Annotated in this window: 11 protein-coding genes; 10 read left to right on the forward strand and 1 reads right to left on the reverse strand. The window is 62.4% G+C overall.

The genetic code is table 11. The annotated features are described in order from the left end of the window. Positions 1-389: 389 nt before the first annotated feature. The gene (locus tag ESB00_RS11165) at positions 390-1,466 is read right to left on the reverse strand and encodes a LacI family DNA-binding transcriptional regulator (RefSeq protein ID WP_246026466.1); all 1,077 of its coding nucleotides are present in this window, start codon (positions 1,464-1,466) and stop codon (positions 390-392) included. 181 nt (positions 1,467-1,647) lie between these two features. On the opposite strand from ESB00_RS11165, the gene ESB00_RS11170 reads away from it, so the two are divergent. The 10 genes from ESB00_RS11170 (at position 1,648) to ESB00_RS11210 (ending at position 16,345) form a co-directional block, all read left to right on the forward strand. Beyond that, positions 1,648-5,007, forward strand: coding sequence for a TonB-dependent receptor plug domain-containing protein (locus ESB00_RS11170; RefSeq protein WP_129047767.1), 3,360 nt, complete (start codon positions 1,648-1,650; stop codon positions 5,005-5,007). 392 nt (positions 5,008-5,399) lie between these two features. Next, positions 5,400-6,494, forward strand: coding sequence for a family 43 glycosylhydrolase (locus tag ESB00_RS11175; RefSeq protein ID WP_218938735.1), 1,095 nt, complete (start codon positions 5,400-5,402; stop codon positions 6,492-6,494). 44 nt (positions 6,495-6,538) lie between these two features. Further along, positions 6,539-7,603 (forward strand): family 43 glycosylhydrolase, encoded by a 1,065-nt coding sequence (locus ESB00_RS11180; protein ID WP_129047769.1) that lies wholly within the window; start codon positions 6,539-6,541, stop codon positions 7,601-7,603. 4 nt (positions 7,604-7,607) lie between these two features. Beyond that, a complete protein-coding gene (locus tag ESB00_RS11185; protein WP_129047770.1) occupies positions 7,608-8,483 on the forward strand; it encodes a 3-keto-disaccharide hydrolase in 876 nt (291 codons plus the stop codon). Between the two features lie 45 nt (positions 8,484-8,528). Continuing rightward, positions 8,529-9,569 carry a nucleoside hydrolase-like domain-containing protein gene (locus ESB00_RS19665; RefSeq protein WP_164976161.1) on the forward strand — a complete coding sequence of 347 codons (1,041 nt, stop codon included), beginning with the start codon at positions 8,529-8,531 and terminating at the stop codon, positions 9,567-9,569. A gap of 38 nt (positions 9,570-9,607) precedes the next feature. Further along, a complete protein-coding gene (locus ESB00_RS11195) occupies positions 9,608-10,753 on the forward strand; it encodes an aldose epimerase family protein (protein WP_129047771.1) in 1,146 nt (381 codons plus the stop codon). 63 nt (positions 10,754-10,816) lie between these two features. Then, complete coding sequence (locus ESB00_RS20110) at positions 10,817-10,951, forward strand: hypothetical protein (RefSeq protein ID WP_281278161.1); 135 nt, start codon at positions 10,817-10,819, stop codon at positions 10,949-10,951. Positions 10,952-11,051: 100 nt separating this feature from the next. Next, positions 11,052-11,828 carry a 3-keto-disaccharide hydrolase gene (locus ESB00_RS11200; RefSeq protein WP_164976162.1) on the forward strand — a complete coding sequence of 259 codons (777 nt, stop codon included), beginning with the start codon at positions 11,052-11,054 and terminating at the stop codon, positions 11,826-11,828. Between the two features lie 645 nt (positions 11,829-12,473). Then, positions 12,474-13,724 carry a DUF362 domain-containing protein gene (locus ESB00_RS11205; protein WP_164976163.1) on the forward strand — a complete coding sequence of 417 codons (1,251 nt, stop codon included), beginning with the start codon at positions 12,474-12,476 and terminating at the stop codon, positions 13,722-13,724. A 92-nt stretch (positions 13,725-13,816) separates the two neighbouring features. Continuing rightward, complete coding sequence (locus ESB00_RS11210) at positions 13,817-16,345, forward strand: beta-mannosidase (RefSeq protein ID WP_164976164.1); 2,529 nt, start codon at positions 13,817-13,819, stop codon at positions 16,343-16,345. The last annotated feature ends 71 nt before the right edge of the window (positions 16,346-16,416 follow it).

Below are 16,416 nucleotides of genomic sequence, written 5' to 3' on the forward strand. Positions count from 1 at the left end.
TGAGGTCGAAATCCGCCTTGGCCTTGGCGCCGGCGTGACAGTCGAGGCAGTAGGTTTCGACGAAGGGTCGCACCTCTTGGAGAAAGCGCTGCTCCATGACCCGGGCCTCTCCCCCGTTGTCGGGCATCGCCATCATGCTTCCCCAGACACTCATCCAAACCAGCGCGTGGATCGGACCGTGACAGTGCCGGTGCCAATGCCAATACCGCACGCGGCTGGTGGCACAGGGAAGCGGGGTGTCCTCGGGGTGCACGGCTTCGAACGAATCCGCTCCCCGGACTCCGACAACCGCCGCCGTGTTTTATCGTCACTCATGCCGCCGCATTCCAGCCCTCCCCGGACCCGACATGAAAATAAACCGCGCCGCGACGCCTCTCGCCTCCGAAAATTCAGGTCGCCATCTTGCGAACGGAGTCGCCATGCACCCAGTGGGCTGCCACCAGGGTCGCGCAGGGAATTTCGGGCGGCCCAATTTCGCGGTTGTGGATCATGCCAATCACCCGGTCCACGGCGGCCTCCCCGGCCAGATCGTTGCGTTGATCCATGCCCGCCCATCCTTCATCGGACGCGAGTCGCTCCAGCATGACCACCCCCACGTCGGCCGGAACCCTGGTCCCGCAGGCCCCCAGCCACTTTTTGACCTGCTTGTAGTAAGTCAGCAGAACATCCGGACGGAACTGCTGAAACCATGCCTGAAATTCCCGTGGATCCTTTTGAGCGGCCTCCCCGCGCATGAACGCCGGCACGCGGGCCTCCATCGGCAGGCCGCTCTGAGCCAGCCACATCGCACTGCTCAGCCGCCCGTCCACCAGTCGGTCGATCCGCTGATCGATCACCAGAGCTGGACGCTTGTAGCCCAGTTCCATGGTCTTCTGCACGGCCTCCACCACCAGCTCGTGGTGATCAACGCAGCAAAAGGAGAGCGTTGGACGGTGGGTCCGAACGCCCGCCACCACACACGCGAATCCCGCCCAGATTTCTGCATGGCTCTCCGGGAGAACGTTGCTGTTGAAACCTCCTAGGATAATCCCGCCCTGTATCCCGCGAGCGCGCAGAATTTGTCCCAAGCGTCGGGGCTGAAAACCGGGGTCATGCAGCCAAAACTCGTCCGTGCCATATCCCATCACCTCGGCCCGCCGCCGGCAGCCCTGGACCCAGGTCGGAATCGTATCGTTGGCCGTGAAGGCATCGCGGTTTCCATGGGCATTGAAGAGAGCCAGAGTGTGTCGGCGTGGCATTCGATGATCTCGCCGCAGCTCGCTCAGCAAATGCGCCACCACCGGGTTCTGCGCATACCCCAATTTCTGGGCGGCCCGCTGCACCCGATCGCGGGTCTTAACCGGTATCTGCCGGCTGCCCCGAAGCGCGAGCGAGACTGTCGCCTTGCACACCCCCGCCTGCCGGGCGACATCGTTCATGCTCGGCCGCCGGACCATCTTTTCCTTCTGCAATCGTTTGGGGTGCATGAACCGATGGGAGTGAGCCCTGCTTACTAAACTGTTTAGTAACGGCAAGCTTCATCGCGTGGGTCGCCGCACGTAGCCTCTTGGCGTCACTAAGGCATCCACGCCTACCCCTGAACCTACCCGCCCGTCTCTTGCTGGAGCCCGCCTTCCGCTTTCAGCACGCCCCTTCGTTTCCTGCCCCATGAAAACCCAAGCATCCTATCTGATTAGTCTATGCGTCGCCGTGTTGCTCACGGCGTCTGTTGTTGGCCAAACCTCCCCGACCACCGGCCCCGCTGCGCCCTCCGTCTCCGAAAAAGAGGACGTTCTCGTGCTTTCCCCTTTTGAGGTCACAGGCGAAAACAATAATGGATACGCAGCCAGCAACACACTGGCCGGAACCCGTCTGCGCACCGACCTCAAGGACGTGGCGGCCTCAATCCAAGTCGTCACCAAGGAGTTCATGCAGGACATCGGCGCCAACACTCTCGACGACCTGCTCGTGTACACGGTCGGAACTGAGGCCGCCGGCATCGGCGGCAACTACAGCGACTCCAGCGCCAACGCCGACACCGTCAGTGCTTTCGGCTCCATTCGCTCACCGCAGGGTTCAAACCGCGTGCGCGGTCTTGGCTCCGCCGACCAGACCCGCGACTATTTTATCACCAGCTTGCCCACCGACGGCTACAACATCGATCGCGTCGAGGTCAACCGCGGCCCCAACTCCATGCTTTTCGGCTTGGGCAGCCCGGCCGGCATCATCAACACGGGTCTGATCAAGGCGCTGACCAACAACACCAAGACTAAATTGGAGGCCCAGTTCGACCAGAACGGCTCTAGCCGCGCCACCCTCGACCACAACCAGGTCCTCATTAAGGACAAGCTGGCGTTGCGTGTCGCGGCCCTTTACGGCGACAAGCGGTATCAGCAAGAGCCGGCTTACGTCCGCGACGCCCGCTTCTATGGCACGGTCACTTGGAAACCCTGGAACAGCGGCACCCTCAAGCTCAGCGCGGAATCGGCCAAGCAGCACTCTAACAAGGTGCAGACCCAGCCGCCCCACGACCAGTTCACCTGGTGGTTCGCGCTGGGCAAACCCGTCTATGATCCGACCACCGGCATCGGCAGCTACCTCGGCACCCCGCCGACCGATCCCAATCTTCGCGCGATCAATACCAACGGTTCCGCCAACGGCAACCTGCTCTCCACCTGGAGCGGCACGCCCAACCTGATCATGGAGAATCCGAACGTGACCAAGTTCGGTGTGACTGGTCTCGATCCCGCCATCTGGGCGATCGAGGGCAACAACAACCGGGTAAGGCTAAACCCCGCCGGCACCGCCTTTGCCAACGATGCCATGCGCCGGCTGCAGGCGGGCAAGAACTACCTCCAGCGCATCAACCTGACGGCCAGTCCCGCGCTCAATAATTTCTGGCGTGATTTCCGCTTAACCGACCCGGCGATTTTCAATTTCTACGACGAGATGCTCGAGGGGCCCAACAAGCGCGAATGGTCCTTCTGGAAAAGCTACAACCTGAGTTTTGAGCAGCGCCTCGGCGGAAATGCCGGCATTGAGATTGCCTTCGACAAGCAGTCTTTGGACAGCGGCTATGTCAACCCCTTCGACTTCCGATCCCACGCCATCAATATCGATATCAACACCAAGCTGCCCAATGGCCTGCCCAACCCCAATCTTGGCCGTCCTATGGTCACCGGGGCTAGCTTCCAGTCTTCTGGCTACACCGATCGCGAAGCCTTCCGCGCCACCGCCTACTACAACCTCAACCTGCAAAAAATACTGAAGCCAGGCTGGCTCGGCACGCTCTTGGGCCGTCATGTGTTTACCGGTGCTTACACCGGACAGAAGCGCTTCAGCAGTGGTTACGGCGGACGCGCCTACTACGCCGGCTACGATTGGTGGCAGGCCGACAGCCTGAACGATCCCCGGACCATCGACGTCGGCAGCAACCGCACCATCCAGCGCCTGACCTACGTCGGCCCCAGTTTGGTCGGAGCCTCCAGTCCCGTGAATGCCGGAGTGCAAAGCATCCGGGTGCATAACGGACTCGATGGCATCCAAAATCTCACCACCCTCTTTTATCAAACGCCACCCACCTCTCCGGTGGCTCTCGCCCCTTGGCAAACCCGCACCTTCAGCGTGATCCAAGGAACGAAATACGATCTCAGCAACAACGCCACCTTTACCAGTCGTAACGGTGAAGACATCAAGTCCACGGTCTTTGTCGCCAACAGCTACTGGTGGGACAACACCCTCGTCAGCACCCTCGGCTGGCGCAACGACGCGTTCAAGACCTTCGACGCCGGCGCCCCGCCGATCGATCCAGCGAGCGGCCTTCGCATTCTGACCGATGCCGCCTGGCCTAACCGGCTCAGGATCGACAGTTCGGCCTCTTCCTTTAATTATGGCGCGGTCCTTCACGAACCTCCCTTCTTGCGCGGCAAGCTGCCTTGGGGCGCCAACCTTTCGCTGACTTACAACAAGTCGGACAACTTCAAGGTCAGCGGCCAGCGCGTCGACCTCTTCAACCAGAGCATCTCGCCCCCCACCGGTACGACGAAGGAATACGGCATCATCCTCACGCTGCTGGATGGCAGGCTCGATCTTCGGGCGACCAAATACGAAACGAGTTCCGCTCTTTCCACCAATACCGCGTTCCGTGAGCTCACGAATCAACTTGTCCGCCGGCTCGACGACCAAATCGAGTTGAATTCCAACGCCGCTTACCAAGCCGTCGCACCGGCCGCTGCCCTCAGTGCCTGGACACAATGGCAGCAGGGGGCGGATGCCAAGCAACTCATGGAGACCTTCACGTTTTCCTTCGCCCCCGGTCCCAACGGCACGACGATCGTCAATCACGACGACCGCATCGACATCGTGGCCCAGACCTCGGACACCGTTGCCACCGGCACCGAGTATGATCTCACCTACAATCCGACGAAAAACTGGCGGATTGCTCTCAATGCGGCGCGGCAGCAGGCGGTGCTCAGTAACACGGCCTCCAGCTATCAGAAGATGATCACTATTCTTGATCCTGTCTGGGGTGGCTCAGCCGCGGCACTGCCTGACTCGGTGACGAGCACCTCCACGCTCGGCAATCAATGGGGCACGATTAAGGCCAATGTGCAGAAGCAGATCCTGCTCGACGGCTCTTCCAACCCCGAAGTCCGGAAATGGCGTTTCAACCTGGTGAACAACTACACCTTCAGCAGTGGACGCTTGAGCGGTTTGAACATTGGCGGTGCTATCCGCTGGCAGGACAAAGTCGCGATCGGCTACCCGGTCACGATCCTCGCCGATGGGTCCGCCCAATACGATGTCACCAGCCCCTACTTCGGGCCGGCCGAGACCAACTACGACGCATGGGTCGGCTACCGGCGAAAGATTGGTCAAAACATGACCTGGCGGATTCAGCTCAATGTCCGCAGCATCGGCGTCGGCAACGAACTCATCCCGATCAGCGCCCAGATCGATGGCACCTATGATTCCGTGCGCATCGCCGAGCCCCAGACTTGGTCCATCACCAACACTCTGGAGTTCTGAAACTGCGCTTAGAAATTCAGCGCGAATAAATGGATTGTTCGTGCGGCTCGCGGCCCCGGCATCAAGCGCCGGGGCTGCAATCAACGGTTGATATCATTCCACACCTGAATGGTTCGACGCGGCGCCGTTCTTGTTGGAACGGGTGTGCCCGAGGCCCGACTCTCCGGTGGTTCCGGTCGGTCGGGCCTTTTGCTGGGTGTCTCCCACGATCATTCGGCTGGCTTGCAGTCTGCTACAGACGGCGGTTGCAGGGGGGATCGCAGCAGGAGCGGGGCACGCATTACGGCAATACGGCGGCCTGTTTGCCGCGGCACACCTCGCAGCATGTCGTGGCCTTACCGATGCCGGCTTTCCCCCGAGTCCTGCTACCGTTTGTGCTTGTCGCGGGCCCATTGCTTTCGGCCCCACATGATCCCGCTTCGCTTCGCGCCGCCATCGACGCTAACGACCGCGCCATCCACGTCCTTGATGTGTGGATGCGCGATCCCTATGTCACCACCGGACCCGACGGTGCCTACTACCTCACCGGCACCACCGCGAACCAGGGCGATCCTCGCTGGCCGGTAGACCGCTACAACAGCGGCCTCGACAGGCCGGATATCACCGGCACCACCGTTCCCGCAATTGTCGGCACCACCGTCCGCCTCTGGAAAAGCGACGACTTGCTCCACTGGGACGAATTGCCCTCGCCCTTCGCGCTCACGGACGGCTACTGGCCAAAAGTTGAGTCGGCGGCCTTCGCCACCGTGCCGGCCAAGGACTGGCGCCTCTGGGCCCCTGAGGTCCACTTCCTCCAAGGCAAGTGGATGATCGTCCACACCAGTCCCACACCCATTAACCAAGGAGCCAACCTCGCCATCGCCGCCGGCCCCGGTTTCGCGGGTCCCTTCGCCCATCCGCTGAAAGACAAAATGCGCGGACGCCACGACCCGTCCCTCTTTCAGGATTACGACGGCACCATCTACCTACTCTGGGGCAACACTTGGATCGCACCCCTACTGCCCGACTTCTCCGACTTCGCGCGCGCACCCGTGCGCATCGATCCTTCCGACCGCCGGATCGGTCACGAAGGAGCCACCCTGCGCAAGATCGGCAACAAATACGTTCACTTCGGCACCGCCTGGTCCACCGACCAGCTGCGTAAAGGCACCTACAATCTCTACTACTGCACCGCCGACCACCCCTTGGGCCCCTACGGTCCGCGCCAATTTGCGGGCCGCTTCCTCGGTCACGGCACGCCGTTCCAAGACAAACAGGGCCGCTGGTGGTGCACCGCCTTCTACAACGCAAATGTGCCACCCGTGTCCGACGACAACATCGAGACACGCGATCTGGCGGATAACGCCCAGACCATCAACGAGCAGGGGGTTACGCTCGTGCCGCTTGAGGTCCGACTCCTCGAAGACGGCGAACCATTAATTCGCGCCAAGGATCCCCGCTACCGCAATCCCGGACCCGACGAAGCTCAGTCATTTCCCCAACACTAGGATGGACCACTCCCCGGGTCGTCAAAAATCCCCCTCGTAAATCCATGAATTCGTTCGCTCGCCAACTAGCTCTCGTCACCTTTCTGCTCACTCTGTTCGCACCCATCCGGGCTGCCGCCAGTCTGGATCCAACCGCTCTCCGTGAGGCTCTCGAGAGCCACGACCGCGCCGTCCACATCCACGATAATTGGATCCGCGACCCTTTCATCACCCTTCAGCCCGACGGTTGGTATTACCTCACAGGCACCACGCTCGAAGCCGGCATGGATGGCATCGTCGGCATCTATCTCTGGCGGAGTCTTGACCTCGCCAACTGGGAGCCCCTGCCCCGCCTGTGGCGATTCGAAGACTCGTCGTGGATCAATCTTTCCCAACCCGTCAAACACCGTGCTGGAAAGCTGCTCGTGTGGGCGCCCGAACTGCATCGGGTCGGTGATCGCTGGGCCGTCGTCCACACCACCAACAACGGCTTCGCCAACCTCCTGCGCACCGCCGGTCCCGAACTGAACACACCGCTGGACGAGCCGATGGGCGCAAGCTTCGGCGGTCGCCACGATCCCTCGATCTTCGTGCATGAGGATGGCACGCCCTGGCTTGTCTGGGGCGTCCTTTCCCTGCAGCCCCTCAAGCCCGACCTCAGCGGCTACGCCGGCCCACAGATCAATCTGGCACCCAGCGATCGCAGGATGGGCCATGAGGGTTCCTACATCATAAAAATCGGAACCAAATATGTCTGGTTTGGCACCGCCTGGTCCACCGACCAGATGCGCAAAGGCACCTACAACCTCTACTACGCCACCGCCGATAAACTCACCGGACCCTACGGCCCGCGCCGTTTCGCCGGCCGCTTCCTCGGCCATGGCACGCCGTTCCAAGACAAACAGGGCCGCTGGTGGTGCACCGCCTTCTACAACGCCAATGTGCCCCCGATCGCCGATGAGCAGGCCCACGCGGAGTTCTCCGACAACGCCTACACCCTTAACCGCCAAGGCACCACGCTAGTCCCGCTTGACGTCACCATCGCCCCAGACGGCGAAGTGAGCGTTCGCGCCAAGGATCCCCGCTACGCCTCCCCCGGTCCGGAAGAGGTCCAAAAATTCCAACCCTGACCCCATGCACCGCTCCCTCCCCACCTGCCTGCTCCTGCTCTCCTCCGTCCTGACTGCTTTGCTCCGGGCGGCTGACGCCCCCGCCTGGCAACAGCTGCTCGATGCCCAACTCTCCCGGTGGGAGGTCTGGATCGGCGTCCCCCACTCCAGCGTCACCGGCCTGCCGTCGGATACGCCGCAGTCGGACAACGTCACCAAGGGCACACCCCTCGGCCTCAACCACGATCCCAAGAAAGTCTTCTCCGTCATCGAGCAGGACGGTCAGCTCGTCCTGAAGATCACCGGAGAAATCTACGGCGGTCTCACCACCCTCGCCAGTTACGGCGACTATCACTTCTCCTGCCAGGTCCGCTGGGGTGAAAAGAAATGGCCGCCCCGCGAAAATCTCCGCCGCGACTCCGGCCTGCTCTACCACTGCACCGGCCCGCACGGCGCTTTCTGGAACGTCTGGAAACGGTGCGTCGAGTTTCAGGTTCAGGAAAAGGACTTCGGCGATCTCTTCATGCTCGCGGGCACCGGCGGCGACGTCCGCTACCGCGACCTTGAAGTGAAGGCCCAATACGACCCCAAGGGCATCTGGGATCCCACCCAGCCCCTCCGTCCCCTCGGCCGTGTCCAACGCTCGGCTGACCACGAGAGCCCCCACGGCGAATGGAGCACGCTCGAGATCTACACCGTCGGCCACCGCGCCATCCACCTCGTCAACGGCCACGTCGTCATGGCGATCGAAAATATCCGCGTGAACCAGTCAGGTTCGCTCTCCTCCGGCCAGATCCAGATCCAGTCCGAGGGCGCCGAGGTTTACTACCGCGACATCAAGCTCCGCCCCATCACCCGGTTTCCCGATAATCTGGCCCGAGCCGCTGGTTTTTCACCCTGAGGCACACGCGCCTCGCTTGAAATCAGCCCCAAGCAACGCCTTCTCATGAAATCCTCCTTCGTCCTGCTCGCCTCTGGACTCCTCCTGGCCGCCGCCACGACATTCGGCGACGTGCCCAAACCTGTTGTCTGGATCTACACCGACATGTCCGACAAAACCATCCCGGGCAAAAACCACATGGGCACCGTCAACGACCCGGACGACATCTCCGCCATGGCCGGCTACCTCCTGCTGGCGAACGAATTCGACACCCGCGCCATCATCGTCGCGAGCACCCATCGTCCCGAGCACGCCACCACGCCCGACCAGGCGGCGTGGGCCGATCGCTTCATCGGCGACGCCTATCGCGCCGAGGTCGCCAATCTCAACGCCAACCTCGGCGGCGGGTTTCCCGCCGACATCACCTTCACCCAATCCTCCATCAAGGAATCCGCCGAGCGCTACGACCCTGCCAGGACCTACGCTTCGCTCAACGCCTATCCCACCGTGCGCGCCCTCTTCGACGTGGCGGCGCGCGAACCCGCTGGCGGCCTGATCAACGTCCTCATCTGGGGCTCGACCACCGAGCCCGCCATCCTCGTCAACCACTGCCTCGCCACCGGTCGCGCCGACGTGCTGAAAAAACTCCGCTTCATCGCCCATTGGACCAATTCCCCCCTGCACCAGGGCACGCCGGAAAATCCCGAGCACGTCGCCAACTGCCGCGAGGACGCCGCCGCCTGCGCCTTCCTGAAGCAAACCGCCGCCGCCGGCCGGATCGACTACCGCGAATGCGGCGCCATCGGGCAGCACGGCATCGTCGGCGGCGCGCCGCGCGGCGCGGAATACTACGAGGCCTTCAAGGTCAGCCGCCTCGGCCGGATTTTCGCCGAGGGCAAGTTTGTCAACGGCAGCGTCGATCATTCCGACTCCGCGACCTACTGGGTCCTGCTCGGGACCATGGGAGTCACCCTCGCCGACATTCCCGCCGACGGCACCAACACCGCCGCCCGCGAGCAGGCCAACGAGGACAAGTTCCGCGCCCAGGCCCGCGCCCTCCACGAGGAACTACTCCGCCGCGCCCGCGCCGCTGACGGCCGGCGCTGATCGTCGCTTCAGGCAACTCCGCCCCTCCCCCAATACCCATGAAACTCCGAATCTTCCTGCCGATCGCCTTGCTTGGTCTCACTGCGCTTCACGCGAACGCTGCCGCGCCGGCTGCGATCACCACCACGACGTTTGGGCGCCTGCCCGACGGCCAAGAAGCCACCCTCTATTCGCTCGTCAATGCCCACGGCATCCGGGCCGACATCACCGACTACGGCGCGATCATCGTGCGCCTCTTCACACCTGATCGCGCCGGCCGGCTCGACGACGTGGTGCTCGGCTACAACTCGCTGGAAGACTACGTGAAGGCCACGCCCTATTTTGGCGCCATCGTCGGCCGCTACGGCAACCGGATCGCCAACGGGAAATTTTCCCTCGACGGGCGCACCTACTCGCTAGCCACCAACAATGCTCCCGCGGACATTCCCTGCCACCTGCACGGCGGCAAGGTCGGCTTCGATAAGGTGCTCTGGTCCGCCACACCGGCCATCGCCGGAAACGTCCCGTCCCTCCGCCTGCGCTACCGCAGCGCCAACGGCGAGGAAGGCTACCCCGGCAACCTCGAGGTCACCGTCACCTACACCCTCGGCAATGACAACACGCTGCGGATCGACTACCTGGCCACAACCGACGAGGCGACCCCGGTCAATCTCACGCAGCACTCCTACTTCAATCTGAAGGGTGAGGGGCGCGGTGACATTCTCGGCCACGTTCTCACAATCAAGGCCGCACACACGACTTCAGTGAACGCGGGATTGATCCCGACCGGCACGTTGGCGCCGGTCGCGGACACACCCTTCGATTTCACCACGCCCCACGCCATCGGCGAACGCATCGACCAGGCCGGAGATGAACAGTTGAAATTCGGCGGAGGCTACGATCACAACTGGGTGCTCGATTCCCAGAATGGCGCCCTGGCCCTCGCCGCGACTGTGTTCGAGCCGCTCTCCGGCCGCACCCTCGAGGTCTGGACCGAGGAACCGGGCCTGCAATTCTACAGCGGCAACTTCCTCGACTCCTCCAAGGTCGGGAAGAGCGGCCGACCCTATCACTATCGCAACGGCTTCTGCCTTGAGACCCAGCATTATCCCGATTCCCCGAATCAACCAACCTTCCCCTCCACCATCCTGCGGCCCGGCAAGGAGTATCGCACATCGACTCTCTACAAGTTCGGGACCCGCTGAACCTCCCAGACCAGGGCGCCTGCATCGCCGCACAACTGGGGGTGCAACCAAGTCCGGCATGTCATGATCCACCTCAGCCACGTCCTCCCGCACTCAAACGGCGCCGAACACGACGCCGGCACCCCGACCATCGAGGTGATGATCACGGACGGCTGCCAGATCGGCAACGACCACTGCCATGCCCCCCGCCGCGCCTGACTTCGGCGTGACGCTGAACGAGTCGCTGCTCAGCCAGGCCGAAACAGTCCTACTGATCTCCCGATTCCGGTCCTCAACAACCGTCCAACACAACCACCCCATGAAACTTCCCATCCCACTCGCCGCACTCTGCCTCGCCCTCCTCCCCGCCGTCCGGGCCGAGCCCCAATCCCTCTTCAACGGCCATAACCTCAATGGGTGGAAAGTCGCCGTCGCCGACCAGGGCTTCCTCGACCAACAGGACATTTTCGTCGTCCACGACGGACTTATCCATGTGTATCCGACCCAGAAGCACGGTAGTAAACAGCCCTACGCGGGGCTCGTGACGGAGCAAACGTATAGTCACTACCGGCTGAGTATGGAATACAAGTGGGGCGAGAACAAGTTTCACCCACGCTTCGACATGGTGCGCGATGCCGGCATCATGTTTCATCTCCACGGCCCCGTGACAATGTGGCCCGACAGCGTCGAATGCCAGATTCAGGAAGGCGATACCGGCGACCTCTGGATCGTCGGCGCCCAAGCCAGCTCCCCCGTGCAGGACGTCATCCGCAATCATTCCCCGCGCGGCAAAATCGAGACCCGCGGCGGCCGCCAGCCGCGCTTCGCCCGCTTCCACCGCGCCTATTGCTGGGAAACCCCTGGATGGAACACAGTGGTGGTCGAAGTTCGCGGCGATCAGGCCCGGTTCTTCGTCAACGGCCAGCTCGTCAACGAGGCACGCGACATGAGGCATTGGGACGAGGCCCGCAAGCAATGGGTTCCCCTCGACCGCGGTCCCATCCTGCTCCAGGCCGAAGGCGCCGAGCTGTTCTACCGAAACATCCGGATCGAAGAGCTCAGCCCGGACGCGCCGCGGGAGACACGCGGCAGCTGAAAGACTGCGGCGTGCTGCGCTAACCGAGGGCGGCATGGGCATCAGGCCGCTGAAATTCCCCGCGCCATTCGCATTCTGCCGGACGGGGCACTCGGCATTGCCAGCGGCGGACCGGATTGAGCGGCCGTAAGCGTCCCCATTGGCATTCACTGATTTCGTGCCAGCTCATTTTGTCTCAATAGCGCGCATGAGGCCAAAGCGTCCATCAGATGGCCTGGTAAACCTTCAGCAAGACGAGGGAGCCGAAGCATCAGCCGGGCCATGCACTCCGGTCATATTGCAATTATCCGGAGACCGGGGCATCCGCCAATGTTACGTCATACTTGGCCGGTGTTGTGCCGCTGACCACCGGTTTGTCACGCTGGAACATAGAGGTAGGACGCCGACCTCAGCCACGCCTGGGCATCTCCGACTGCTTCGGCCCACAGCGATACCTCATCGCTGGGGGTAATTTCGGCCCATATCCCCATGCACCGCAGCCTTCGCCTCCCTCCATCCATTCGGCGCCGCCTCTGTGGTCTCACCTTGGCGACTCTTATCGTTCCCTGCATCACCTGGGCGCAGTTGCCCGCCGAACGTCCTGGCCAAAAAGCCTTCCCGACGTATGCTCAGGTTTTCACTTCGCCCGAAGGCCCCAATCAACCCATGGGAATCGGCCGGGGGCTCTACCCCGGACGCGTTGTCTGGGCGCAGGATTTCAAGGCCACCAAATGGGACGGCGTCACGGGCAAATGGTGGGAAGCCCCCAACATCGACCAGCCCATCGTCGAGCGCATGCTCTCCGACACACTGCGCACCCTCACCGGCGCGTCCACCGACACCGCCGCTTGGGAGCAACTGTTCCGCTACTACAACCGAACCCACGGTCGCGGGGATCGCGGATACCGGCCGGGCGAAATGGTCACGATCAAGGTCAACATGAATCCCGACGAAAAGCCGGGCGAGTGGACCAACGCCGGTTTTCCGAGCCCCCACATGACCTACGCCTTGATGCAGCAGCTCATCGAGCACGCCGGCATCCCGGGTAACTGCATCGTCATCACTGATCCCTCCCGCCCCATCAAGGATATGCTCCTATCCCAGATCCGCGCGGACGTCCGACCCGACTACCAGGACATCGTCGTGGCCGACCGCGAAGGCACCACCGCACGCCGCATCCTGGCCGAGCCCGACTTGACCGTGCCCGTGAACTTCCAGATTCCCCACGCCGACGGCACGATCGAAAAAACCGACCTCTATCTGCCCAAGGTCTACACGCAGGCCGATTACCTCATCGACTACTGCGTCGTGCGCCCCCACCGCGTATTTGGCCTCACCCTGTCATTCAAGAATCACTTCGGCTCCGTCTACAACGCCCAGCGCAAGCGCTTCACCCCTGACATCCTCCACAGCTTCGCCATCTGGGACTACCCGACACCTTACTCGCACGGCCACTACAACGGCCTCGTGCCGCTCCTCGGCCACAAGGACGTCGATGGCAAGACCATCCTCTATCTGGCCGAGGGCCTCTATACCTCGCCCAACCAGGGCACCATCACGACGGTTGTTCGATGGCAGACTCTCGGCAACCGCTGGTTTTCCAGCGTGCTCGCCTCCTGCGATCCCGTGGCGCTTGATTCGGTCGCCCTCGACCTGATCACCACCGAGCCCAACCTCACCATGCAGCCCGATGGCAAGCCCAACCCGAGCTTTAACGGCAACATCGACGGCTACCTGCACGAAGCCGCTCTCGCCGATCATCCGCCCTCCGGCGTCGTTTACGATCCCGAGGCCGACGGCATGCCTTTGAATAGCCTCGGTGTCCATGAACATTGGAACAATCCGGTAGACAAACAATACTCCCGCAATCTCGGCAAGGACACCGGCGTCGAATTGGTGCGGTTGATCGCCAATTAAGCCTCTCCAGGGCAAACGCCATGACTATCAACTCCCCGCTTCTTCACCCCGGCCGGCTGGCTCTTCTCGCCGGTCTGCTGTTTTTTCACTGTATGGCCGCCAAAGCCGCATGGACCACCACCGAACTCTCGGCCGGTTGGCGGATAAAGTCGCTCGCTCCCGGCGGTGAGGTCCCCATCGCGCTGCTCACCGAAGCGGCCACCGGACAAGGCGCCGATTGGCTCTCCGTTAACCAGATGCCCCGCATGGTCCACGAAGTGTTGCTCGACCATAAGCAGATCGAAGCTCCCTGGCTGCCCGGTAAAACCGCTGCCTGCGCTTGGGTGGCTGAGCGCGATTGGGTCTACGCCACGCGCTTCACCGCTCCGGATCCAGCTTCGCCGGCGTATCTGCGCTTCGATGGCCTCGATACGATCGTGGCCATTTGGCTCAACGGCAAAAAAATCGCGGAGACCCAGAACATGTTTGTCGCCCACCGCCTCCCGTTGGCCGGTCACCTGCAAAAAGATAACACTCTCGTCCTACATTTCCGCTCGGTGTTCGCGCCCGCCGACGGCAAACTGAAGCCACTCAGCCAATATCGCGGCCAGCCGGTCCGCCGCTCGGATCAAAACTATCTCAACTATCTCGGCCCCGACCAACTCCTGTCGCGGGTCGGCGTGTTTGACCGCATCGCCTTGCAAACAACCGAAGGCTCCGAACTCTCTGAAACCATCGTCGCAGCCTCGGTGGACGAAACCCTCCAGCATGGACGTCTGACCGTCGACGTCAGTGGCGTGACTGGCGCCCGCCCCACCCAAGTCACCACGCGCCTGCTCGATGCCAGTGGCCAAACGCTCGACACCCAATCAACTGCGATCACGGTCGATCCCGAGGGGAACTTCACCGTCCAGCTGCTGTTGTCCATTGCCCAGCCGCGATTGTGGTGGCCCCGCGGGTATGGCGACCAGCCGCTCTACACCGTGGAAACAGCTCTCGTCGTCGATGGGCACGATCATCAAGTGGTGCGCAAGAAGGTCGGCTTCCGACGCATCACCCAATCCTCGCCCCTGCACTTCGTGGTGAACAACGTGCCGGTCCGCCTCTGGGGTGGCTGCTGGGTCACGCCCGATTGCCACACCGCCGTGTGGGATCCCACTCGCGCCGACCGCCTGTTCGCCCTCGCTGAGAACGCCCACTTTAATGCGTTCCGGGTTTGGGGAGTCGTCGAGCCGCCGCGAGATGAGTTCTACGAACTGGCCGACACCCGCGGCTTCCTGATCTGGCAAGATTTCCCCTCGCTGCCGCTCGGGCCCAGTCCGACCAACCGCGCCCAAAGCCTGGCTGATGCCGAGTTCATGCTCAAACGCCTCCAGCATCATCCGTCGATCCTCTCATGGTGTGGCGGCAACGAAAACGCCCTGTGGCATCACCCCGAATACAACGGCAAGCTTGAGGACCGCGGTCCTTGGCCCGGCCAGGCCACTGCCGAGGAGGTCGGGGAACTATGCCGACGTCTCGATCCCGACCGCTATTTCCAGCCGACCTCGCCCTATGGCGGCATTGATCCCAACGACCCGCAGCAAATCAACACCCATGGCTATACAAATCTCTGGTACGTGCCTGGCTACGATTATCTGAACTTCGCGAGCGAGGACACGCGCATCGCCGCACCCACTCTCGCCACCGTCAAACGTATGATGCATCCCGCGGACGTCTGGCCCGCCGGCTACTCTGCCCTCTTCAAGCCCGGCACCGTTTATCCCTTCCCGCAGGAGTGGCTGAAATATACCACCAGCTTTAGCTGGAAAAAAACGGGACCCATCGAGCAATATTATGACGCCACCGACGCCGCCTCGCTCGTACACCGACTCGGCATGGCCGAATCGCAGTATTACACCGAGACCGTCGAACGCCAACGCCGGGGCCGCGCAGCCGACGACCCCACCGACCGGCGCCGATGCGGAGGCTACCTCGTCTGGAAATTCAACGACTCTTGGCCTCAGATCTACAGCGGCAAGGTCGACTACTTCCTCGAACCCTATCACGCTTATTATGGGCTGCGCCGCGCTTTCGCGCCCGTGATGCTGTCCTTCGAGATCGGCACTTACGTCTGGTTATGGGCCGTCAACGACAGTCCCTCACCCGTCAGCGGCACCATCAGCATCGAGCTCTTCCACCTCGAACAGAATCGGGTTCGTAAGACGATCACGCGCCCGGTGCAACTGGCGCCGGGCCGCTCCCAAGTCGTCGTGCGGCTCGACCAGGCCGGCATCGGTTCCTTTCGTCGCGAGCACATTTTGTCCGCCACTCTCACCACGGCCGATGGGCGCGAACTCGCCCGCACCGTCGCGCTCGCTGATATCGAACGCAATGTCGCGTTCCCCGCCGCCACGCTTGAGATGCGCCTACTTCCCGATGGCTCGCTCGAACTCACGACCGACAAATTCGCCCGCTCCATTGAGCTCAGCGGCGACGCCGGGGGCGACGAGTTCGGCTGGTTTTTCGACGACAATTATTTCGACCTCCTACCCGGTCAAACCAAGATCGTGCGCATTCTCGGCCGCCATCAGTCCGGCAAAATCACGGCGCGTCCCTGGTATTCGCCTCACGCGCGCACCATCGACTGGCGCGTGCCTTGAGCCCCATCGCCTTAGGCTCAGGAGCTGAGTGGTTCGTCATTGGTCAGTACAGTGGGCCCATAGATGGGTTT

Origin of the sequence: Oleiharenicola lentus (assembly GCF_004118375.1) — a bacterium.
Lineage (GTDB): Bacteria > Verrucomicrobiota > Verrucomicrobiia > Opitutales > Opitutaceae > Lacunisphaera > Lacunisphaera lenta.

Bases quoted from the DNA above. Each gene is read 5' to 3' on its own strand.
- ESB00_RS11165 (WP_246026466.1), bottom strand. From the start codon at position 1,466: ATGCACCCCAAACGATTGCAGAAGGAAAAGATGGTCCGGCGGCCGAGC.
- ESB00_RS11170 (WP_129047767.1), top strand. From the start codon at position 1,648: ATGAAAACCCAAGCATCCTATCTGATTAGTCTATGCGTCGCCGTGTTG.
- ESB00_RS11180 (WP_129047769.1), top strand. From the start codon at position 6,539: ATGAATTCGTTCGCTCGCCAACTAGCTCTCGTCACCTTTCTGCTCACT.
- ESB00_RS11185 (WP_129047770.1), top strand. From the start codon at position 7,608: ATGCACCGCTCCCTCCCCACCTGCCTGCTCCTGCTCTCCTCCGTCCTG.
- ESB00_RS19665 (WP_164976161.1), top strand. From the start codon at position 8,529: ATGAAATCCTCCTTCGTCCTGCTCGCCTCTGGACTCCTCCTGGCCGCC.
- ESB00_RS11195 (WP_129047771.1), top strand. From the start codon at position 9,608: ATGAAACTCCGAATCTTCCTGCCGATCGCCTTGCTTGGTCTCACTGCG.
- ESB00_RS20110 (WP_281278161.1), top strand. From the start codon at position 10,817: ATGATCCACCTCAGCCACGTCCTCCCGCACTCAAACGGCGCCGAACAC.
- ESB00_RS11200 (WP_164976162.1), top strand. From the start codon at position 11,052: ATGAAACTTCCCATCCCACTCGCCGCACTCTGCCTCGCCCTCCTCCCC.
- ESB00_RS11205 (WP_164976163.1), top strand. From the start codon at position 12,474: ATGGGAATCGGCCGGGGGCTCTACCCCGGACGCGTTGTCTGGGCGCAG.
- ESB00_RS11210 (WP_164976164.1), top strand. From the start codon at position 13,817: ATGGCCGCCAAAGCCGCATGGACCACCACCGAACTCTCGGCCGGTTGG.